We start from the raw sequence: 22,622 nt of genomic DNA on the forward strand, positions 1-22,622 counted from the left end.
ACTAATTAAACTATCCTAAAAGGACTCGTCGACGATGTCGGACAATAACTCATCAAACATAGATACATCAACTGAAGGCCTATTAAGCCATAGTCTTGTATTGTTTGGCGCGTTAGGTGACTTATCCCTCCGCAAACTCATGCCGACCCTTTATCAACTTGAGCATGCTCAACTTTTGAGCGACGATTTAAAGATCATGGCTGTGGCTCGCAGTGCGTTCAACATCGATGAACTCAAGGCTCGTATAAAGGATACACTAAACCAATACCTTGGCGCAGAACAATTAAACTCTGAGTCATTATCACGCTTTTTAAAACGCCTACACTATTGCCAAGTCGACCTGATCCAAGCAGCTGATTACGCAGCCCTCAAGGAAAAACTAGACGCTTGGCATTCGCGCATGACATTCTACCTTGCCACGCCTCCTAGTTTATACAGCGATATCTGCCAGCACCTGCACAGTGCCAACGCCATCAATAATGAATGTCGTATTGTTGTGGAAAAACCTATTGGCCACGACCTAGCGTCATCAAAGGTGATTAACGACAAGCTAGCTTTATATTTTGATGAAAGCCAAATTTTTCGTATCGATCATTACCTTGGCAAAGAAACTGTACAAAACTTAATTGCCCTGCGTTTTGCCAACCCACTGTTTGAAACTCAATGGAACAATCAATACATTGATTATGTGGAAATTAGTGTGGCTGAAGATGTCGGCATAGAGGGTCGATGGGGCTATTTTGATAAAGCCGGCCAAATGCGCGATATGGTTCAAAACCACTTGCTTCAGCTACTTTGCATGGTTGCAATGGACCCACCATCTCAACTCACGGCCACTAGCATCCGCGACGAGAAGGTCAAGGTGCTACGCGCACTAAAGCCCATTGATCCTGAAAAAGTAAACAAGCACTTGGTATTAGGACAATACACTGATGGTCAGTTTCAGCAGCAGCCGGCTCCTGGGTACCTCAATGAAGCGGATGCCGTCACCAATAGCGGCACGGAAACATTTATTGCATTACGTGCAGAAATAGCAAATTGGCGCTGGACTGGAACACCCTTTTATTTGCGCACAGGTAAGAGAATGGCTAGTAAAGTGACCGAGGTCATCATTCACTTTAAGGCCAGTAATCATCAAATTTTTGACCCAAAGCAAGCCAGCATTACTCAAAACCAACTTGTTATTCGACTGCAGCCCTATGAAAGTATTTCTTTACAAGTGCTTACTAAGGAGCAAGGCATTGACAAACAGATGCAGCTTCGACGCGACCCACTGCATTTAGACTTTGCTCAAACCCAATCTCAAGCTCGCATCCCTGATGCTTATGAACGCCTTCTACTAGAAGCCCTTAAGGGCAACCAGAGCTTATTTGTACGTCGTGATGAGGTGGAGCTAGCTTGGCAATGGTGTGATCAAATACGTCAGGCTTGGCACAGTGCAGAGCTTGAGCTTGAAGATTATGCAGCAGGAAGCAATGGGCCAAAACAGGCCTGTAATATGATAGAAACTCACGGACATCGATGGTATGAAGACTGCTAAACCTCAATTCCTTGCATCTGACACACAATGGATTAACTGCCAAAACTCAACATTATTGGCCGCTTCTCTCGCTAAAAATATAGCTTTGCAGCTCACCGAAGCGCTAATGATACGCCCCAGAGCAAGCCTGGCAGTTTCGGGTGGCCGCACACCCTTAGCCATGTTAGAGCAACTCAGCCTACAAGCCCTAGACTGGCACAGAGTAGACGTCACCCTTGCTGATGAACGCTGGGTAGACGAGCAAGATACGGCCAGTAACGCCGCCTTAGTGCGCTCTAGCTTGCTACAAAACAATGCTAAGCATGCAACATTTTTTGCCTTATTTAACCCGCAAAAAAGTGCTTACTTAGGCCAAAAGAACTGCCAAACTCAACTTCAAGGCATGCAATGGCCACTTGACGTGTTAGTGCTGGGCATGGGCAATGATGGACACACCGCTTCATTGTTTCCCCAATGTCCAAACCTACATGAGGCTTTAACAGCCCCCACATCCCAACTTTGCATTGATACTCAAGCACCTGTCACACCCACCCAACGTATGACCTTAACGGCACCTACCTTGACCAATGCAAGGCACAAACACCTGCACATTGAGGGCGTTGGAAAGCATAGTGTATTGCAACAGGCGATGGCGCTTGCAGACCCATTTAAAATGCCCATTTTTGCCCTATTAAAAACTCCATTAACTATTCACTGGTGCCCATAAATGCCCTCAGCCGATCATCAAATCAGCCTAAGTCAACGCATGCAGGCTAACAATGCCCGCATCGACGTAATATGCGCTAGCGCGCCAGTGGTTCCAGTACTGACTCTAGAGAATGCAGAACAAGCTCTAGGCGTTTGTACTGCATTAGTCAGTGGAGGGCTCACAGTGTTAGAAATAACCCTGCGCAGTGAGTATGGTTTAAAGGCCATCAAACAGCTCAAAACGGCTTTACCAGAGGCTATTATTGGTGCCGGCACTGTGCTTACACCCAAACAATACGATGCCTGCGTTGAAGCGGGTGCTGACTTTATAGTGAGCCCAGGTTCTACGGCACAGCTGTTGCAACACGGCAGCCAAAGTGAAGTTCCACTATTGCCTGGCATTGCTAGTGTCAGTGAGGCCATGGAAGCTATGGTATTCGGCTATCGCAGGTTTAAACTGTTTCCTGCAAGCATTGTTGGTGGTACTGATTTTTTGAAGTCCATTGGTGGTCCTATTAGTGAACTCAAATTCTGCCCAACTGGCGGCATTAAGCCGACCAATGCAGCAGACTACTTAGCTTTACCTAACGTCATGTGCGTGGGAGGGACTTGGTTGACGCCAGCGGCCTTGGTAAAACAAGAGGACTGGAGAGCCATTGAAGTATTGGCTCGTAACGCAATTGCCCTGGGCACACCTTAAGTTAAGGACCTAAGTTAAGGACCTAAGTTAAGCCCTAAAGCTAACCACGAGAACCTTTAAAATAGTCAATCAGGGCATTGGTGGAGTCATCGTGAAGATGGCCCGCCTCCCCTTCAATTTCAAGCAAAATCCCTTTGGCTAGAGTTTTACCTAACTCAACCCCCCATTGATCAAAAGAGCACAGATCCCATATCACGCCCTGGGCGAATATTTTGTGCTCATATAAAGCAATGAGTGCCCCTAAATTTCTTGGATCTACCTGCTTCAGCAATAAGGTATTGCTGGGTCGGTTACCTTGATGAACTTTGTGAGGCAAAAGCTTTTCAACCTCTTTTTGATCCAGTCCTTGGGCCTGCAGTTGGCGCTTCACTTCTGCGGCACTAATGCCATTCATAAGCGCCTCCGTCTGGGCAAAAAAGTTAGCCATGAGGTTTTCATGATGGCCTTTGACGGGTGTAGAACTGGCCAAAGAGCCAATAAAGTCAGCCGGCACAATGACGTTGCCTTGATGTAACAGTTGATAAAATGCATGCTGCCCATCAATGCCTAACTGCCCCCAAACAACCGATGCAGTGTGATAGCTAATTTGATGACCTTGGCGATCCACATGCTTGCCATTACTTTCCATATCTGCCTGTTGAATATAGTCCGTAAAGCTTTCTAAAGGTTGGTCATAAGGCAAAATGACATGACTTTGGGCGCCATGTAATAAGCCATTCCAAATACTCACTAAAGCCATAATCGTTGGCATGTTTTCGGCCGCTGGCGCATCTCTAAAATGGCGATCCATATCATGGGCACCAGTGAGTAAATCTTCGAATTTATCAAAGCCTAAATAGAGTGCGATGGGTAAACCGATGGCAGACCAAATGGAATAGCGACCACCCACCCAATCCCACATAGAGAACATAAATTCCCTATCAATACCAAATTCCTGCACGGCTTGAGTATTCGATGATACGGCCACAAAGTGATGCTGAACTGCTCGTTCATCAAAGGCCGATGCCATGAGCCAATTACGAGCAGTTTGGGCATTGGTCATAGTTTCACTGGTAGTGAAGGTTTTTGATGCCACCACAAACAACACTTGTTCGGCGTTTAACGGGCGTAAAATTTCAGCAATCTCCACCCCATCGACATTGGAAATAAAATGAACTCGAATGGTTGAATCTGCGTATGAACGCAAGGCTTGAGTCACCATTTTGGGCCCTAAATTTGAACCCCCAATACCAATATTTACGACATCAGTAATGCGTTTACCTGAATAGCCGTGCCACTCTCCACTGCGTACTTTTTCAACGAACTGACGCATGTGTGCTAATTCTTTATTGATTAAGTCCATAACGTTAACTTGATCAACATACACAGGCGAATTACTGCGATTGCGCAAAGCTGTATGCAGCACAGCGCGGTCTTCAGTTACGTTTATTTTTGCACCTCGGTACATCCGCTCTGTGGCGGCGCCCAAACCCATGTCTTCAGCTAAACCAAATAGCGCCTGCATGATTTCAGGTGTTAGGCAATTCTTAGAATAATCAAGCAATAAGTTGGGTAGCTCAATGGAGTATGTTTCAAATCGATTGCCCTCTCGAGTGAACAATTCGCGTAAGTGAATATCACGATATTGAAGCGCGAGTTGTTGCAAATTTTTCCAGTGTATGGATTTTTCAAGTTGTAGCATGCATCCTCTCTCGGTCATTGTTTAGGGCGATAGCTGCACCTTGTAGGCCCGGTTGTTGTGCCATGCAAAGGTAAATAGGCATTTGCTCCAAATAAGCAGATGTGCGGCCCTTACTGGTGAAACTATGATTAAAGCTGCTCGTCAGTAAAAAATCATACATACGAGGTAAAATGCCCCCTGTGAGATAAACTCCACCTACAGATCCAAACATAAGGGCGCCGTTCGCTACAGTATTGCCTAACATGTCACAAAAAATACTCAGGGTTTGGTGCGCCAAATCATCTGGCGTCGCCAACTGCGCCTGCTGCAAAACCTGGGCCGGCTTTGTCAAACTAGGTTCAATAGCATTAATATGGGCCACGGCCGCATATAAATCCATCATGCCTGAGCCTGATAACAGGCGCTCTGCTGACACGTGTCCATAGCGTTGCCACATATAAGCCAATATTTCAGCCTGTACCTTACTAGAAGGTGAAAAGCTGACATGCCCACCTTCGCCCATAACGGGCAACCAACCTTGATCATGGGCTATTAATCCTGCCACACCCAGACCCGTGCCTGGTCCCATAACCAATCGATTACCCTGCTCTTCAGCTTGGCCTTGTTTGACTAATAACAAATCAGAAGAATTAATCTCTGACATAGCCCAAGCTTGAGCTGTGAAATCATTGATCCATAAAATATCATGCTTAATAGCCGCACTCACTTGTGCCTTATTCACACGCCAATGATTATTGGCTAGAGAAAATTCTGGCATGTGCACCGTTCCCGCTATGGCAATACAGACCTTAGCAATTAAACCGATCGCGTCTGTACTATCGAGGTAGGCAGCCATCGCCGTTTCTAAATTGGGATAATCTGCGCAAGCTAAGACCTGAATGTGCGATAGACCTTGCGCACCATTACGGGTTAAAGCAAAACGAGCGTTGGTGGCCCCTATGTCAGCCACTAGGTCATATTTAGACATTTCTATAGATTTCTCTTTAATAACAACACACAACTACGAGCAAGTGCTGGCCCCAAGTTCAGCACTTGTCACCTGCTGACGCAGGTTGGCAAACAGTTCTCTGCCCATGCCATAAGTCACCGTCTGAGTTTGCTGAGCGGCTGGTCTTGCTTGGAGTATGTGATCTTCAACTAATAACTCTAAGCGCCCATTATGGCAGTCTAGACTTAATAAATCTCCGTTTTCTATTTTACTGATTAAGCCTCCCGACTTAGCCTCTGGATGCAAGTGGATCGCCGCCGGCACCTTACCAGAGGCCCCTGACATACGTCCGTCGGTCACTAAAGCAACTTTAAAACCCCGGTCCTGCAAAAGACCTAAGTAAGGCGTTAGTTTATGTAATTCGGGCATGCCACAGGCTTGGGGACCTTGAAAGCGCAGCACAGCAATAAAATCTCGTTCTAAAGCTCCTGCTTGAAACGCCTGTTCAAATCCTACTTGTGAGTCGAATACGGCAGCCTCTGCCTCTACCGTCCAATGTTCAGTTTTAACTGCGGATACTTTGGCGACACTGCGACCAAGGTTACCCTCTAAAGTCACCAAGCCACCTGTTTTTGAAAAAGGTTCGGCTACATTGGTCAAAACATCTGAGTTAGCACTTTCTGCTGGCGCTGGCTGCCACACTAGCTTACTAGAGATTAATTTTGGTTCTTGACAATATTGGCTTAAGCCATGACCCATAATCGTTTCTACATCTTCATGCAGCAAGCCACCTTGCAAAAGGGTTTGAATTAAATATGGCACACCACCAGCGCCATGAAAAACGTTAATGTCAGCTTGCCCATTGGGGTAGATGCGCGTCAAACTCGGCACCACACTGGACAAACTAGCGAAGTCATCCCAATTGATAATAATGCCTGCTGCTTTGGCAATGGCAATCAAATGTATGGTGTGGTTGGTGGAACCGCCCGTGGCTAGTAAAGCCACTATGGCATTAACCATAGTTTTTTCAGAGACGATTTGAGCAAGATTTTGCTGCTGCGATGGATGGGTTAATTTCACCGCCCGCTGCGCTGCTGAGCGCGTCAATTGGTCGCGTAAGTCGCCGTCAGGAGGCACAAACGAAGCACCTGGCAAATGCAGGCCCATGACCTCCATCAATAATTGATTACTGTTAGCTGTGCCATAAAAGGTGCACGTACCTGCGCTATGGTAAGAGTCAGATTCGCAAGCTAGCAATTCATCCCGACCCACTTTACCTTCAGCATAAAGCTGGCGAATACGTGCTTTTTCTGTATTTGGTAAGCCTGAAGACATGGGCCCTGCAGGCACAAATACAATAGGCAGGTGGCCAAAACTTAAGGACCCTATTAATAGACCAGGGATGATTTTATCACACACCCCCAAACACAAGACAGCATCAAACATGTTATGGGATAGGGCCACTGCTGTAGACATAGCAATAATATCTCGACTAAACAAGCTCAGTTCCATGCCTGGCTGACCTTGGGTAACGCCATCACACATGGCTGGGACACCACCTGCAAATTGCGCCACACTGCCCATCTCCCTCACCGCCTGTTTAATAATTTGAGGATAACGTTCAAAAGGTTGGTGCGCTGAGAGCATGTCATTGTAAGCTGATACGATGGCGACATTCGCCTCATCCATCATAGTTAAGCGGTCTTTATCGGTCTGGGAACACGCTGCAAAACCATGAGCTAAGTTGCCACATGACAGATTAGAGCGACTAACTACACTCCCTTTAGCGGCCTCAATGCGCTGTAAATAGTCACCCCGAGACGCACGGCTACGCTCGATAATTGCTTGGGTGACTTGTGCCACCTTACTGTGCATGATCCCACTCATAGTAATTCTCTTTTCACTTTACGCTATGACTTAGCCTGTTGACTGAGCCCTATAGCCATGCGCTGATGCTTGGCTTTGATACTCATAATTATTACGTAATATTAACAAAAATACATTGAATCTGGAATACTTATCAGTCGATTTAATTGATTTTATGCTAAAATGTTAGTAATATTACCACAAATGGATAAAGAGAGAATAGACATGAGTATCCGCATTGCTATCAATGGATTTGGCCGTATTGGCCGCAACATCGTACGCGCCATTTACGAAAGTAGTCCTGATCATTATCAGCAAGCATTTGAGATTGTAGCCATCAATGACCTGGGTAGCCCACAAACTAATGCTCATCTTCTACAATTTGACAGTGTGCATGGCCGCTTTAACGGCAACATCGAATACGATGACAAGCATCTGTTCGTCAACCAAGACAAAATCCAACTCTTTCAGCAAAGAGACCCGAGTAAGCTACCATGGCGAGCACTCAATATAGACTTAGTCTTAGAGTGCACTGGTCTATTTACCCAGCGCAACCATGCCCAAGCTCATATTGATGCAGGTGCGCACAAAGTTTTAATTTCTGCCCCTGGGCAAGATTTAGATGCCACTATTGTGTATGGTGTTAATCACCATACACTGACAGGCAATGAGCGCATTATCTCTAACGCCTCATGCACCACTAACTGCCTAGCCCCCTTAGCTAAGATACTCGACCAAGCTGTGGGCATAAAACAAGGCCAGATGACCACCATCCACGCTTACACCAACGATCAACTGCTCACAGATGGTCAACATAGTGATTTATATCGCGCTCGCTCTGCTACCAGCTCAATGATTCCAACTAAAACAGGTGCCGCAGCGGCCGTTGGTTTGGTATTACCCCAACTTAATGGCCGTTTAGACGGTATGGCAATTCGTGTACCAACGATTAACGTGTCATTGGTTGACCTAACTTTCGTTGCTGGCCAAGAAACGAGCACTAGCGACATTAACCAGTGCGTAAAAAATGCCATCATTAATGACCCTGAACTGGCTCATGTGATGGACTACGTAGACCAGCCTCTGGTCTCTATAGACTTTAATCACAGCGCCAAATCTTCAAGCTTTGATGCTAATCACACCCGAGCACAAGGCACTTTAGTTAAGGTTATGGCTTGGTATGATAATGAATGGGGCTTTAGCAACAGAATGCTGGACACTAGCCTAGCCCTAATGCAACATTAACCTTCAGGTGTCCCTGTGCTAATTTGGCACCACCTTACTATCAAGGATAGACCTTTATATTATGCAATTACGACGTACTAAGATTGTTGCTACCTTAGGCCCTGCTACAAGTAGCCCAGAAGTTCTCAAGAGTATTATTGCAGCGGGTGCCGACGTAGTAAGGCTTAACTTTTCTCATGGTAGTCCAGCCGACCATCAACAACGTGCGGCCATGGTGCTTCAAGCTGCCAAGGAAGTCGGACGCCACGTTGCCTTGCTGGCAGACTTGCAGGGACCCAAGGTTCGGGTGGCTAGATTCACCAACAACAAAGTACAACTGCAAGAAGGTCAAGACTTTCTATTAGACCCCTCTATGGATCTTGAGGCGGGCACAGAGGAAGCGGTCGGTTTAGACTTTCCTGAATTAGGCAAAGACCTGCATAAAAATGACATTCTACTGCTAGATGATGGCCGCATCGTGCTTAAAGTGGTGCGTGTAAGCGAAGAAAAAGTGTATACCCAAGTAGAAATTGGTGGCCCACTTTCCAACAATAAAGGCATTAACTTACAAGGCGGAGGTTTATCTGCAGCCGCATTAACACCCAAAGATCGTGCCGACTTAATTACAGCTGCAAAGATTGGCGTAGACTACATCGCTATTTCTTTCGTACGCAATGCAGAAGACATGCATGAAGCAAGGGCTTTGCTTGAAAAAGCCCATAGCAATGCCAGTTTAATTGCTAAAATAGAGCGTGCAGAGGCCATAGACCCAGTGGTCCTTGAAGGCATTATTGAAGCTTCTGAAGGGGTGATGGTGGCCCGTGGGGATCTGGCTGTAGAAATTGGCGATGCTTTGTTAGTGGGTGTTCAAAAAGACATCATCAAACACACCCGGCGCCTCAACCGTATTGTAATTACAGCCACACAGATGATGGAATCTATGATCACCAGCCCCATGCCTACTCGGGCAGAAGTGTCTGACGTTGCTAACGCAGTCATGGATGGTACAGACGCAGTCATGCTGTCTGCTGAAACTGCGGTCGGCGACTTTCCTGCTCAAACTGTAGAAGCCATGGCGCGGGTATGTTTAGGCGCTGAGCAACATCGGAATGCCTACAAATCATCTCATCGGGTTGATATTTCTGTGCATAGCATCGACGAAAGTGTGGCTTTGAGTGCCATGTATGCCGCCAACCACCTGGATGGTGTCAAAGCCATTATCTGCATGACCCAGAGCGGGCAAACCCCACTACTCATGTCACGCATTCGCTCTGGCATCCCTATCTTTGCCTTTACCCCAGAAGCAGAAACCCAGCGACGTGTATGCCTATATCGCGGAGTAATTACTCACCCATTCGATTCTGATGTACTGGAAAATTCTGAGGTAAACCACATCGCAGTAGAGCAACTTAAGGCCTTAGGTGTGGTCAAAGATGGTGACATCGTACTTATAACCAAAGGGGATTACGTGAAGGCCCACGGCGGCACTAACACTTTAAAAGTGGTTCGCGTGGGCAATCAAATTCAATAATACGATTCTTTCCTATTATTGATTCAGCCGGAAGGCCACAAACAGTGGTCTTCCCTCTCGCACGATACGCAGGGAAATTGAACGTTGGATCGGCAATGCTGCTGCTAATTCAACAAACTGCTGAACACTAGAAATGGGCTGATTTGCCATACTCGTAATAACATCCCCAGGCTTCAGACCCAATTCTTGAGCTACACCCGCGTCCACTTCCAAAATATCGATACCATTGCGGATACGCATAGCCTTTGCTTTCTCTGGCTTCAAAGCCACCACCCGCAAACCGATACGTTCCACATACGCACCAGGCTCAGCGGCACTTAGAGTCTCAGCAATGTTTTTAGGAAGATGTCCAATAACCACGTCCACCTCTATACTTTTTCCATCTCTGACCAACTGGATCACCACCGATTGATCAGGCGCTATAGCCCCTATAAAGTGTGCTACTTGAGCCGACATAATAATTTCATTGCCATTGATTTGAGTGATGACATCTCCTGCCTGCAGACCTGCCTCGAGGGCTGGACTATTGTCAAACACTTGAGCAATCAAAGCCCCTGCAGCCTTATCCAAGCCAAATGACTCTGCTAAATCTTGACTCACTTCTTGAATTTGCACACCCAACCATCCACGAGCAACCTCACCAGTCACCCTTAACTGAGCAACTACTGAGATGGCTGTATTGCTGGGGATGGCGAAGCTAAGCCCCATAAAGCCGCCTGAGCGGGTATATATTTGCGAATTGATACCAACAACTTCGCCGTCTAGGTTAAACAAGGGGCCACCAGAATTACCCGGGTTAATGGCCACGTCCGTTTGAATAAAAGGCACGTAGGTTTCTGAGCGAAGACTGCGACCTATGGCACTTACTATGCCGGCGGTGACCGAATAATCAAAGCCAAATGGTGAGCCAATGGCCAACACCCACTCCCCCACTTTCAACTTATCCGAGTCTGCCATTTTTAGATAAGGTAGATCTTTTCCATCAATTTTCAACAAGGCTAAATCAGAACGAGGATCTGAGCCAATCAATTCCGCTTCCATTTCACGGCGGTCATTTAAAGCGACGATAATTTTATCAGCATCTTTGACTACATGGTGATTGGTTAAAAGGTAACCATCGTCACTAATCAAGAAACCTGAGCCTGATGAACGCGCTTCAGGCACCTGACCTTGCGGTGGCGATTTTTGCTGCGGAAACTGACGTTCAAAAAAGTGTTTAAATATATCGGGCAACTGCTCTTGACCGGGCATTTCAAACTGGTTACCTGTCGGTCTTTGAGCAGCAACACGAGAGGTGCTGATATTAACAACAGCTGGAGATGCCTGTTCAACTAATTGTGTAAAGTCGGGCAGCCTTGCAGACCAACTTAAACTCGCGTAAAGCAATGACCCCAGCAAAATAGTAATGATTTTATAGTTTATGGAGACTCGTTGCGTCATAGCGCTGTTCCTTTAAAATCTAAATATTTAACAAGTAGCATACGCCAGTTTGATAACACGGGTAGCTTCGAAGGTTATCCTTTACAAAGTTTTTCAGTTAGCGGTGGCCTGTGCTCAATCTGAGGTGAACTACTGCAAAATTAGTCTGTCATCAATTGCAGTGCTTGCACATATTCTGAGGGCTGCTGGCGCAGTATAACGGGCTGCCATTGGTTAGATGCTAGGACTGCCTCACTTTGGCTGTACCAGCGCAAGAACAATAAACCAAGGCCTAAACCTAACAAAGCGGCGACCACAGTTGCCGGCTCAGACAATGTCAACCATTGCGCTAACAAAGCACAGGCCAACATCCATACCAATGGCATAGCAAAGGTCAACACACTGGCTTTGATAAAGGCTTTTTGGGGAATACCAAGCACCACTTCATCACCCACATTAAGGGTCATATGTTGCGGTATAGGCAATTCAATACGCGAACGCTTACAGTCGGTCGCTTGATTCATGAGTCGTTGACCACAGCCACTCTTCATGCTGCATGAATTACAGGTGCTAAGGCGCAGAGTATCTAACCAGACTGAGGTCTGGTCAATTGCTTGCACATGAGCAACTTGCTCAATCATAGAATTTTGAATATCAGAACTTGGGGTGTTAGCCATGGGTAAAGCCCTGCGCTCTTTCGAGCCGTTTATTTAGGCTTAAAGGATACCACAGAGCCTGCGACTTGCTCACCCTGCTGCAAGCTTAATTGACCTACTATGGTGACAAACATGGGCTCGCCAGCATGCATCATGGATTGACCCAAAACAAGATTTGACCCAGCAAAAGCATATCCTTCTGCGATGGTACGGCCATTTAATGCTTCAATATAAAGCGTAAAGCTGGCATCTCCATTACTGTAGGTTAATACTTCTCTAGGGGCCTGATCTACTGATTCTAGATTGCGCTGGGTTAACACAAACCCGGCCGGTAAACCTGCCACTGACCAACGTGCTTGAGACGCATTAACGGCTTCTATTGGTGCAGGAAGACGGATAATGTCATTCGTATTTTCAACTACAGTGCGAGTCTTTCCAACACTAGATAAGGCAATACTAGTGTTGCTATTTCTAGGCTCTAGCAAAACCACCCCAGGTTGCACTGGAATCATTTGAGGCTGCATTGCAACTCCCAAGCGTTGGCCGCCCAACACCATTACTACCGTCACACTTGCAGCAATTGCCAATCCAGCAACGGGATGCCAGAAACGGTCAAACTTACTCATTTTTGTCTTGGTGTCAGCACCTAATTGAGTGTAGGTTGTCTCGGTGTCAATGGCATGACGCACCCTATGCGCTAAATCTAAGTTTAATGATGCATGATTAGCTTCACGCTTTAAAGCCGCACTCGCCAATTGATAACGCGCCCATTTAAGGCGCACTTGCTCGTCGGTCTGACTGGCTTTTAACACACGCTGAAGTTCCAGTGGCTGGGCTGCATCATCCATTACTGCAGATAATGACTCACTGATTGAATCGGCGTTGGTATGAGTAGATGTCAAAATGTAGCTTCCTAAATTTAACTTACCCAAGTTGGACGTCAACTAGGCTGTTTGGTTCAACTTTATTTTCAAAGCGTTTAAATCCCTGACTAATCACGGTCCATTAACTTAGCCACTTCTTTGTCTACAGCATCTCTCGCCCGAAATATACGCGAACGAACAGTGCCAACGGGGCAGTCCATCACTTCCGCAATTTGTTCATAGCTCATGCCTTCAAACTCTCTCAAAGTTAGTGCTGTCCTCAAATCATCAGGCAATTTTTCTAGGGTAGCAAAAACTTTGTCTTGCAATTGGTCTCGGGCCATTAGGTTTTCTGGCGTATCAACATCAGCCATAACATCTGCACTGCCGTAGTCACCGTAGTCGTTAACATCGACATCCACATCAGGTGGTCTCCGATTACGTGCCACCAAATAGTTTTTTGCGGTATTAATCGCAATCCGATAGAGCCATGTATAAAACTGACTATCCCCGCGAAAGTTAGCCAGTGCACGGTAAGCCTTAATAAAGGCCTCTTGGCTTACATCCATCGACTCATGATGATCTTTGACATAGCGGCCCACTAAGCTAATAATTTTATGCTGATACTTAAGTACCAGTAAATCGAAGGCGCGCTTATCTCCAGCTTGAACTCGTTCGACAAGCTGCTGGTCAGTCTGTGTGGGTGAGGTTAACGCCTTGGCATCAGGCACTTAATTTCCTTATCCTGAAAACTATGGATATACAATTAACAAAACATGTTCATTTAAATAATGCAACAAGAGTACAGTAGATTGACTCAGCTGGCACGAATTTCTGCCACAATTAGCTTTTAACATTGCCAATCTCCAAGCTATAATAAGACATCCTGCTTATACCTTGATTTCCCTTATGCAACACGATATTCAATACGATGTACTGATCATTGGATCGGGCGCCGCTGGCCTAAGCTTAGGTTTACAGCTATCTACCACGCGGAAAGTAGCTATTATCAGTAAAGACGAATTAGATGCTGGCGCCTCGGCTAAAGCTCAGGGCGGCATTGCGGCAGTATTAGATAAACAAGACCGCATTGATAATCATATTCAAGATACCCTAATTGCTGGAGCTAACTTAGGTGATCCAGAGGCCATTCAATTTACTGTTGAACAAGCCAAGGCCAGCATTGATTGGCTTATTGAACAACGAGTACCTTTTACTGAGGACCAAGATGATGCCTCTGGTTACCATCTAACTCAAGAAGGAGGCCACAGTCATCGGCGCATAATTCATGCCGCTGACTGGACTGGACTCGCCGTCACCAGCACCCTAATTGAACGAGCTACAGAAGCAGAGAATCTAGATTTGTTAAGCCATCAGGTGGCGATCGACCTGATTACCCGTGCGAAGCTAGGACTACCCGGCAACCGCTGCTTGGGCGCCTATGTGCTGGATCAAAAAACCGGCCATGTGAATACCTTTAAAGCCCCCTGTGTGATTTTGGCAACAGGAGGTGCGAGTAAGGTATACCTTTACACAAGTAACTTAGACGGTTCATCCGGTGATGGCATTGCCATGGCTTGGCGGGCCGGTTGTCGATTGGCTAACATGGAATTTAATCAATTCCACCCGACCTGCCTGTATCATTCTCAAGCAAAGTCATTTTTAATTTCAGAGGCCATTCGTGGTGAAGGGGGCAAACTAGTGCTCGCCGATGGTGAGCCTTTTATGCATCGCTTTGATGACCGCTTAGAGTTAGCGCCAAGGGATATTGTTGCCCGAGCCATAGACCATGAAATGAAACGTCTAGGCGATGACTGTGTTTATCTGGACATCAGTCACCGAGGACGAGATTTTGTGCAATCCCACTTTCCCAACATATACCAACGCTGCATGGACCTTGGTATAGACATCGCTAAGGATCCCATTCCCGTGGTTCCTGCAGCCCATTATACCTGCGGTGGCATTATTACTAACCAAGATGGCATGACCGATATTGATGGACTATATGCCGTGGGTGAAACAGCATTTACCGGTTTGCATGGCGCCAATCGTTTGGCGAGTAATTCATTGTTGGAATGTTTTGTCTATGGCCACGCTGCGGCTCGGCACATCGAAACCAACTGGAGCCAAGCGGCATTAGATGAGCTTATTCCAGCCTGGGATGAAAGCCAAGTGAAGGACTCCGATGAGGACGTGATCATCTCCCATAATTGGGACGAATTACGGCGTTTTATGTGGGATTATGTGGGTATAGTGCGAACGGACAAACGTTTGACGAGGGCCCAGCACCGCGTCGAAATGTTATTAAGTGAAATAGATGAGTTTTACAGTAACTATCGTATCAGTGGTGACCTGATTGAACTGCGTAATTTAGCCTTAGTCGCCTCAATTATTATCCATAGTGCTCAGCAACGCAAAGAAAGTCGAGGATTACACTTTACTTTAGACTACCCAAATTCCTTGCCCGTAGCCCGTAACACCATTTTGACGCCAACTAACTTCGATTGGCAATAGGGATTTGCTGATACCAGCGACCAAATACTCTGAGTTTACGCAGCTCATTGACTGGACCACTATCAATCATTAAGGGCCACCAAAACTGGCCGCCTCCAGCCACTGCGATATGCAGGGTGATGAAGTAAGGGTTAAAACCAGACTTAGCCATTAACTGACCCTGTACCTGCTGACCATTTTTTAAATAACAACAAAATTCATCAGGCGTCCATCTCATTGCCACCACACTAGTGCCGGCATTGAGCCAAGCGTAGTGCCAGACCCAGCCACCAATGACTGACCCCGTCAATAAAAAATACGCCAGTATCAGCCAAAACTCGCGCAAAATTCCTATACTGCAAAGACTTAACCCAATCCAAACTATGATCGCGTAGTAAGTTAGATGGATTAAAGCCTTAAGCTGGAATTTGGCTCGACTGAGCATAGTCTTTCACTTGCTGAACCATCGCCGCTAACTCTTCATCATCACTATGGGCATGACCCATAAACCAAGTAAATAAATCAGGATCTTGCTGACTCAGCAAACGCACATAGACTTGCTGCTGATCAGCACTGATTAAAGGTAGTGCATGAGCCGCAAACGGTCCCAGCAAAACATCTAATTCCAACATGCCACGGCGACTGTGCCATACTTGTCGCTTTAATTCTGTCTCATTCAACATTGAATTCCTCCGTTGTAACCCATACCATAGGGGGCAGAGTGCTATGTTAGCGCAAAGCGCAAAAACATGCCTGCTAGGCATCCCTATTTAGATCATTAAAGACCATGAAACAAACCTATTTTTGCCCATTAGATCATTTTGGTAGTGTCAGTTTAACTGGCCAAGATGCCCAGACGTTTTTGCAAGGCCAGATCACATGTGACGTCAATAAAGTTACTCCATCACAGGGGCAAGCAGGCGCTTACTGTACCCCTAAAGGTAACGTTATTGCCAACTTCGATTTGGTAGCCCATGCCGACACCTTGTTACTCCACATGCCCTTGAGCATAGTGCCCAGTGTACAACAAGCTTTAGCTAAGTATATTGTATTCTCTAAAGCCGAACTGCACGACAGTAGCGCAACTTGGTGTCGTTTCGCCATCTGGGGGGACGCTGCAACTGAATGTATAACAGAGGCCATTGGTTCAGCGCCAAACAGTCACCTTGGTAGCATTCAAAATGAAAGCAGCTTAGCTTGGGGCATGCAATCAGAGACTAGTGAATTTATTGCTTATTGTCGCCCAGAAGATAAAGCACAGGTCATAGGGTTATTGGAACAACGCGCAAGCTTAGCTGAAGTCAATGCATGGGAAACGCTACAAATTGATCAAGGGCTGATGTATGTCACGCCAGATATCAGTGACAGCTACGTTCCACAAATGCTTAATTTACAGGCCACAGGGGCTATCGATTTTAAAAAAGGCTGTTATACGGGCCAAGAAATTGTGGCGCGCATGCAGTATTTAGGCAAATTAAAGCGTCACTTATTTATTGGCCAGGTCCATTCAAGTCAAGCCGTGATGGTGGGCCAACAAATTGACGCTAATAAGCGTAAAAATGTGGGTCGCATCACCAGTGCAGCGCCTAATGGAGAGCACACCTACAGGTTTACCGCAGTCATTAATCGCACAGAGGCGCAAGCAGAAGAACTACACTTGCATGAACAAGACAAGAGCATTATTTCTTTGTCACCTTTGCCCTACGAAATTGACCCGCAAGTTTTTGAACGCATCAAACTTTAAACCCATGCACTTTGATGCGCCCCAGTCAATAATGTAGATAGCATTTGCAACAAAACCTACCACTCAGTGAGGCAGGGCTTAATCAACTAAGCCAGGCCTTGGCTTTTATTAAGCCTCAGATTAAGTAAAAGATTAAGCATAGGATTAACCATGAACGCACCTATATGTGAGCTGACTATATTAGGCAATGGCTACTGCGGTTCGCGCCTGTATGCAAACCATAGTAACGCTCGAATAACGAGTCGCACACCAACCCTTGATGAACACATTTATTTCCAATTAGACGATCAGACATCATGGCACAACATTCCAACATCCAAGCAAGTTTTGTGGACTTTTGCTTGCTGCAATAGTGACTTAGAAAACCGTTTTTTCACGTTTCTCAAACAGCGCTGCGAACAAGTCTTTATTTATTCAACCACCTCAGTCTACGAGCATAAGTTTGAAGGACAAGTGATTGACGAAATGAGTGCTATTGACCGCACTAAAGCCCGCGCCTCGGCGGAAGAAAACTATCGGCAACAGGGGGCTTGCCTGTTAACTCTTTGTGGTATTGCGGGCCCTGATCGAAGCCCCATAAACTGGCTTAACAAGGGCCGCATCAAAAACGCCAATAAAGAGGTGAATTTAATACACGTCGATGACATCGTCTCAATCACCAAATTATTGTTAACTCAAAAACTTGCCCGTATTAGGCTCAATCTCGCGCCAGGGAAAACTTATTCTTGGAGGGACATTGCTCACACTAATAACTACATCTTCTCTGATGAGGCTTTGGCACACAAGGCATCTAAGAAGCTCATAGCTAATGCTCATTTGCGCAACTACCTAAGGCAAGATTATGTATTCATCAACCCCATCCAATGAAACCAGCATGCAGGCTTTAGTCGCTGCGCGTGGCTGAGCGCTTTTAATTGGGTTTAACCTAGAGTTTGCATAAATACGGTTAGCTTAAACACGGTTAACTTAAAAAGGGCTAGCTTGACCTAGACACAGCAGAGTTAGTCTTAATTTTGATGACGATTTCTGTGCCAAGCCACAACACGAGTGACTATGGCAATGGGGATGGCATTGAAAATAATTAAACTACTCAAGATGACCCGCATTAAGTCGCTACCATCTCGGTAGTAGGTCTGATTACCTGCCAAGTAAGCTTGGTAGCAATGATCGGGACCATCCAAAGGTAAGAATGTATAATTAATGATGCCCTCTAATAGGCGCCAATAGTTTTGCCTCTCATGGGCCGCATGTCGAACGTTGTAGCCCACGCGGGCAGAAATAGTTGAATCTGCATAACCACCAGCTAAGGCATTACCAAGTTGATCAATGGCGATAAGTACGGAATAAAGCCAACCGCGATACCCTAGTGTGTCTGTCATTTTTAAACCCTACGTTGACTTAAGTATTAGCTTAGCAGGTTTACATTATACGCATTGAGTGAGTTTGAGTTAAACCCGGCAGACTCTGGTTTAGTCTTTTTAATTGCCAGAGAAAGGCCGTTGAGGTAGCTTAAGGAAAGTTTTCATCATTGGAAAAGTAGTGTGTATACACAACCCTCTATTTTCTGTGATAACCACTCATGTTAGGTTCACCAATCCAAAAAGGCACAGAGCGATGGCGCATCACCATGATACCAAGCAAGTCTCCTTTAATGAGGCAACCCGTGCATGGGCAAAAATTGGCTTATTGTCGTTTGGTGGACCTACCGCACAAATAGCCTTAATGCACAGGATTGTGGTGGAACAAAAAAAATGGTTAAGCGAAGCCCAATTTTTAAACGCCCTTAGTTTTTGTATGCTCCTACCAGGCCCAGAGGCAATGCAACTGGGCACCTATGTAGGTTGGCGTTTACACGGTTGGCGGGGGGGAATGACAGCAGGTCTGTTGTTCGTCATACCTGGAGCAGTTGTGGTTTTAGTGCTCGCCATGATCTACGCATCTTTTGGCAATATCTCCTGGGTTGAAAGCCTTTTTTGGGGCGTTAAGGCTGCTGTGGTTGTGATTGTCATTGAAGCCTTGTTACGGGTATCTAAAAAAGCTCTCAAAGGCGCTGAGCATTGGCTATTAGCTTTAGTGTCTTTTATTTCAATTTTCTTTTTAGCGTTACCCTTTCCCCTAATTATATTGTTGGCAGCCACCTATGGGTTTTTGCGTTTTCAAAGTCATTTGGATAACAGCCTCGTCAACAAGAGCCACCCACCTTTTTTCCAAACCATTAAGACCCTCACCTTTTGGTTAACTCTTTGGCTACTGCCACAGTTTTTATTAATGTGGGCACTAGGACCAGACCAAATATTAAGTGACATCGGCTGGTTTTTTTCAAAGCTGGCCATTGTCACCTTTGGGGGAGCTTATGCAGTATTAGCTTATATGGGCCAAGATGTTGTGGTCACTCACGGCTGGCTTAGTGCTGGGCAAATGATGGACGGTTTGGGTTTAGCAGAAACAACGCCTGGGCCCCTCATTTTAGTAACTGAATTTGTTGGCTATTTAGCCGCATTTCAAGAGGGTGGCCGCCATAGTTGGGTGATGGGCATTTATGGCGCAATAGTGGCCATTTGGGTGACCTTTATCCCTTGTTTTATGTGGATATTTTCTGGTGCTCCTTACATCGAATGGATCAACCATCAACCCCGATTAAAAGGTGCGTTAGTCGGTATTACAGCGGCTGTTGTTGGTGTTATTTTAAATTTATCGGTTTGGTTTGGCTTACATGTATTTTTTACTCGTGTAGAACTTCACAAGTTTGGGTGGTTGATGCTTTGGACACCTGATGTGCTAACCCTAGATTGGCCTGTCGTTGGACTCACCTTAGCGTGTGCTTACTTACTACTTAAAAGACATTGGGGCATCGCCCCAGTTTTGGCTGCATCAGCGGGTTTAGCCCTTTTATTGCAGGTCATGGCGTGAATTTTTACCGCGAGTCATTGGTGACCATGGACGCTTGATGAAGTCACCCTTGATAGATCACCTAAAAACCATCACAACAATTGAATTTGACTTGCTGATGCGTCGATTGGCGTGCGTTGCCAATCGATAGGGTTGAGGCCCTGCTCTACTAAATAGACATTAGTTTTAGAAAAGTGGCCACAGCCTAAGAAGCCTCGATAGGCCGATAAAGGTGATGGATGAACGGCTTTGAGTACACAATGTTTTTTAGCGTCAATAAGAGCCGCTTTATTTTGTGCAGGTTTGCCCCACAACAAAAACACGAGGCCTGATCGTTGCTTATTGAGCGCCCTAATCACCTCATCCGTCAGACTTTCCCATCCCTGACCTTGGTGGGCCCCCGCTTGACTCTGTGCGACAGTGAGCACTGTGTTCAACATGAGCACCCCTTGCTGTGCCCATTGGCTTAAATCGCCATGGGTGGCTGACCGAATGGCTAAATCAGCGTGTAACTCTTTTAGCACATTGCGCAAGGATGGGGGCGTTTTAACACCTTCATTTACGGAAAAGCTCAACCCATGAGCTTGGGGTAAGCCCTGCTCCACTCCATGATATGGGTCTTGACCCAAAATCACGACTTTGACCTGCTTAAATGGCGTTAGTTTAAAGGCGTTAAACCAATCTTTTTGAGCCGGTAACACCTTAATCTGCTGATCTAACTGAATTTGAAGAAAGGTAGCCAGTCGTTCAACTTGTGGCAGCTGTAAGCAAGGTTGCAACACCCTAAGCCAGCCCTCATCAAGCTGGTCTAGGTGTGCATCTTGCCAAATAGATTGAGCCACAATTGGACCAAAAAGCTATTTAGCTTCGGGGCGCATGTGCGGAAACAACAACACATCACGAATCGAAGGCGCATCGGTAAACAGCATGACCAAGCGATCAATACCGATGCCCTCACCTGCCGTAGGTGGCATGCCATATTCAAGCGCCGCTATGTAATCTGCGTCATAATGCATGGCTTCATCGTCACCCGCATCTTTCTCAGCGACTTGAGCTAGGAAACGCTCAGCTTGATCTTCGGCATCATTAAGTTCTGAGAATCCATTAGCAATTTCACGACCACCAACAAAGAATTCAAAACGATCAGTAACAAATGGGTCGAGGTCGTTACGACGGGCTAAGGGGGAAACCTCAGCGGGATAATGCGTAATAAAGGTAGGCTGATCTAATCGGTCTTCTACGGTCTTTTCAAAAATTTCAATTTGCACCTTGCCCAATCCATAATAAGGCTTCAGTGGAATGCCAAGATTTTCAGCAATGGCGCGAGCACCTGTTTCATCGGCTAACTGATCTGCTTTAAGGTCTGGGTTATAGTGCAAAATGGAGTCAAATACCGAGATGCGTTTAAACGGTTGAGCAAAGTCAAATTCGCTACCTTGATAGGTAACTTTGCTGTTACCCAGCACAGACTCAGCAATGTGGCGTAACATACCTTCGGTTAAGTCCATAAGGTCGCGATAGTCAGCATAGGACCAGTAGAACTCTAGCATGGTAAATTCTGGGTTATGGCGCGTAGACAAGCCTTCGTTACGGAAATTTCGATTAATTTCAAACACACGCTCAAAGCCACCCACAACTAACCGTTTAAGGTAAAGCTCTGGGGCAACCCGCAGGTACATATCACGGTCTAGGGCATTGTGATGGGTAATAAAGGGACGGGCTGAGGCACCACCAGGTATCACCTGCATCATGGGAGTTTCTACCTCCATGAACTCGCGCTTAATAAGGTACTGACGAATGGCTTCGACCACACGTGTGCGAATAATGAAGGTATTGCGGGATTCTTCATTCACAATAAGATCAACATAGCGCTGACGATAACGCATTTCTTGATCTGCAAGACCATGATGCTTATCAGGCAGGGGACGCAGGGCTTTGGTGAGTAACTGGGGATCAGACATATCCACAAAAAGATCACCTTTACCCGATTTTTGTAAGGTGCCTACTACCCCCACAATATCACCAAGGTCCCAGGTCTTGATTTCCTCTAGTTGCTCTGGTTGCAAGCCTTTGCGGTTAACATACAACTGAACACGACCAGACACGTCCTGAATTTCCATGAAGGCGCCACGATTACGAATGATACGACCGGCAACCTTGACCTGCATAGCCAAGCCTTCTAACTCAGGCTTATCTTTTTCCCCATGGGCCTGCTGCAGGTCTTGGGCGTAGCTATCGCGGCGAAAATCGTTAGGAAAGGCATTGCCCACCGCTCGACGCTTGGCTAATTTAGCACGACGCTCAGCAATTAATTTGTTGTCGTCTTGCGTTAAACTTTCGTTAGTATCATTCATAAGTCTAGGTTCTATTCTTGGGTCAAGGTCTTTTATGTGGTTGCTTG

At 46.1% G+C, this 22,622-nt stretch carries 21 protein-coding genes; 9 read left to right on the plus strand and 12 right to left on the minus strand.

The genetic code is table 11. The annotated features are described in order from the left end of the window. Positions 1–34 precede the first annotated feature (34 nt). From zwf to ABXT59_RS11355, 3 genes are read left to right on the plus strand one after another with little or no spacing between them, the layout of a single operon-like run. The gene (zwf, locus tag ABXT59_RS11345; RefSeq protein WP_443636225.1) at positions 35–1,540 is read left to right on the plus strand and encodes a glucose-6-phosphate dehydrogenase; all 1,506 of its coding nucleotides are present in this window, start codon (positions 35–37) and stop codon (positions 1,538–1,540) included. Further along, positions 1,527–2,246 carry a 6-phosphogluconolactonase gene (pgl, locus tag ABXT59_RS11350; RefSeq protein WP_443636226.1) on the plus strand — a complete coding sequence of 240 codons (720 nt, stop codon included), beginning with the start codon at positions 1,527–1,529 and terminating at the stop codon, positions 2,244–2,246. The genes zwf and pgl overlap by 14 nt, the downstream gene beginning before the upstream one ends. Continuing rightward, positions 2,247–2,927: a bifunctional 4-hydroxy-2-oxoglutarate aldolase/2-dehydro-3-deoxy-phosphogluconate aldolase gene (locus tag ABXT59_RS11355; RefSeq protein WP_443636227.1), complete on the plus strand. Its 681-nt coding sequence runs from the start codon at positions 2,247–2,249 to the stop codon at positions 2,925–2,927. Positions 2,928–2,967: 40 nt separating this feature from the next. Here ABXT59_RS11355 and pgi read toward each other — a convergent pair whose 3' ends face one another. From pgi to edd, 3 genes are read right to left on the minus strand one after another with little or no spacing between them, the layout of a single operon-like run. After that, positions 2,968–4,608 carry a glucose-6-phosphate isomerase gene (pgi, locus tag ABXT59_RS11360; protein ID WP_443636228.1) on the minus strand — a complete coding sequence of 547 codons (1,641 nt, stop codon included), beginning with the start codon at positions 4,606–4,608 and terminating at the stop codon, positions 2,968–2,970. Further along, entirely contained in the window at positions 4,595–5,575 is a 981-nt protein-coding gene (gene glk, locus ABXT59_RS11365; protein WP_443636229.1) for a glucokinase, read from the minus strand. Before glk ends, pgi begins: the two co-directional genes overlap by 14 nt. Positions 5,576–5,608: 33 nt before the next feature. Then, positions 5,609–7,411, minus strand: coding sequence for a phosphogluconate dehydratase (gene edd, locus ABXT59_RS11370; protein WP_443638608.1), 1,803 nt, complete (start codon positions 7,409–7,411; stop codon positions 5,609–5,611). A 216-nt stretch (positions 7,412–7,627) separates the two neighbouring features. On the opposite strand from edd, the gene gap reads away from it, so the two are divergent. After that, entirely contained in the window at positions 7,628–8,647 is a 1,020-nt protein-coding gene (gene gap / locus ABXT59_RS11375) for a type I glyceraldehyde-3-phosphate dehydrogenase (RefSeq protein ID WP_443636230.1), read from the plus strand. A 61-nt stretch (positions 8,648–8,708) separates the two neighbouring features. Beyond that, positions 8,709–10,157 (plus strand): pyruvate kinase, encoded by a 1,449-nt coding sequence (gene pyk, locus ABXT59_RS11380; protein ID WP_443636231.1) that lies wholly within the window; start codon positions 8,709–8,711, stop codon positions 10,155–10,157. 15 nt (positions 10,158–10,172) lie between these two features. On the opposite strand, the gene ABXT59_RS11385 is transcribed toward pyk, so the two are convergent. The 4 genes from ABXT59_RS11385 to rpoE form a co-directional block, all read right to left on the minus strand. After that, positions 10,173–11,597, minus strand: coding sequence for a DegQ family serine endoprotease (locus tag ABXT59_RS11385; protein ID WP_443636232.1), 1,425 nt, complete (start codon positions 11,595–11,597; stop codon positions 10,173–10,175). A gap of 140 nt (positions 11,598–11,737) precedes the next feature. Continuing rightward, complete coding sequence (locus tag ABXT59_RS11390; protein WP_443636233.1) at positions 11,738–12,253, minus strand: SoxR reducing system RseC family protein; 516 nt, start codon at positions 12,251–12,253, stop codon at positions 11,738–11,740. A gap of 29 nt (positions 12,254–12,282) precedes the next feature. Then, the gene (locus tag ABXT59_RS11395) at positions 12,283–13,134 is read right to left on the minus strand and encodes a MucB/RseB C-terminal domain-containing protein (protein ID WP_443636234.1); all 852 of its coding nucleotides are present in this window, start codon (positions 13,132–13,134) and stop codon (positions 12,283–12,285) included. An 89-nt stretch (positions 13,135–13,223) separates the two neighbouring features. Beyond that, a complete protein-coding gene (gene rpoE / locus ABXT59_RS11400) occupies positions 13,224–13,826 on the minus strand; it encodes an RNA polymerase sigma factor RpoE (RefSeq protein WP_443636235.1) in 603 nt (200 codons plus the stop codon). Between the two features lie 178 nt (positions 13,827–14,004). Between rpoE and nadB the strand changes: the two genes are divergently transcribed. Continuing rightward, the gene (nadB, locus tag ABXT59_RS11405) at positions 14,005–15,609 is read left to right on the plus strand and encodes an L-aspartate oxidase (protein WP_443636236.1); all 1,605 of its coding nucleotides are present in this window, start codon (positions 14,005–14,007) and stop codon (positions 15,607–15,609) included. On the opposite strand, the gene ABXT59_RS11410 is transcribed toward nadB, so the two are convergent. Then, positions 15,590–16,033 (minus strand): hypothetical protein, encoded by a 444-nt coding sequence (locus tag ABXT59_RS11410; protein WP_443636237.1) that lies wholly within the window; start codon positions 16,031–16,033, stop codon positions 15,590–15,592. The two genes, nadB and ABXT59_RS11410, sit on opposite strands and share 20 nt — an antisense overlap. Continuing rightward, positions 16,005–16,271 carry an FAD assembly factor SdhE gene (locus ABXT59_RS11415; RefSeq protein WP_443636238.1) on the minus strand — a complete coding sequence of 89 codons (267 nt, stop codon included), beginning with the start codon at positions 16,269–16,271 and terminating at the stop codon, positions 16,005–16,007. Before ABXT59_RS11415 ends, ABXT59_RS11410 begins: the two co-directional genes overlap by 29 nt. 104 nt (positions 16,272–16,375) lie before the next feature. Between ABXT59_RS11415 and ygfZ the strand changes: the two genes are divergently transcribed. Both ygfZ and ABXT59_RS11425 read left to right on the plus strand, forming a co-directional pair. Beyond that, on the plus strand, positions 16,376–17,332 hold the full coding sequence (gene ygfZ, locus ABXT59_RS11420) for a CAF17-like 4Fe-4S cluster assembly/insertion protein YgfZ (RefSeq protein WP_443636239.1): 957 nt from the start codon (positions 16,376–16,378) through the stop codon (positions 17,330–17,332). Between the two features lie 150 nt (positions 17,333–17,482). Then, a complete protein-coding gene (locus ABXT59_RS11425; protein WP_443636240.1) occupies positions 17,483–18,199 on the plus strand; it encodes a hypothetical protein in 717 nt (238 codons plus the stop codon). A gap of 140 nt (positions 18,200–18,339) precedes the next feature. Here the strand turns inward: ABXT59_RS11425 and ABXT59_RS11430 are convergent, their stop codons facing one another. Next, entirely contained in the window at positions 18,340–18,711 is a 372-nt protein-coding gene (locus tag ABXT59_RS11430; RefSeq protein ID WP_443636241.1) for a hypothetical protein, read from the minus strand. 235 nt (positions 18,712–18,946) lie between these two features. Between ABXT59_RS11430 and chrA the strand changes: the two genes are divergently transcribed. After that, positions 18,947–20,242: a chromate efflux transporter gene (gene chrA / locus ABXT59_RS11435; protein ID WP_443636242.1), complete on the plus strand. Its 1,296-nt coding sequence runs from the start codon at positions 18,947–18,949 to the stop codon at positions 20,240–20,242. A 71-nt stretch (positions 20,243–20,313) separates the two neighbouring features. On the opposite strand, the gene ung is transcribed toward chrA, so the two are convergent. After that, positions 20,314–21,063: a uracil-DNA glycosylase gene (gene ung, locus ABXT59_RS11440; protein ID WP_443636243.1), complete on the minus strand. Its 750-nt coding sequence runs from the start codon at positions 21,061–21,063 to the stop codon at positions 20,314–20,316. Positions 21,064–21,078: 15 nt separating this feature from the next. After that, positions 21,079–22,575 carry a lysine--tRNA ligase gene (gene lysS / locus ABXT59_RS11445; protein ID WP_443636244.1) on the minus strand — a complete coding sequence of 499 codons (1,497 nt, stop codon included), beginning with the start codon at positions 22,573–22,575 and terminating at the stop codon, positions 21,079–21,081. Positions 22,576–22,622 lie beyond the last annotated feature (47 nt).

Origin of the sequence: Candidatus Njordibacter sp. Uisw_058 (genome assembly GCF_047730065.1) — a bacterium.
Classification (GTDB): domain Bacteria; phylum Pseudomonadota; class Gammaproteobacteria; order Pseudomonadales; family Balneatricaceae; genus Njordibacter.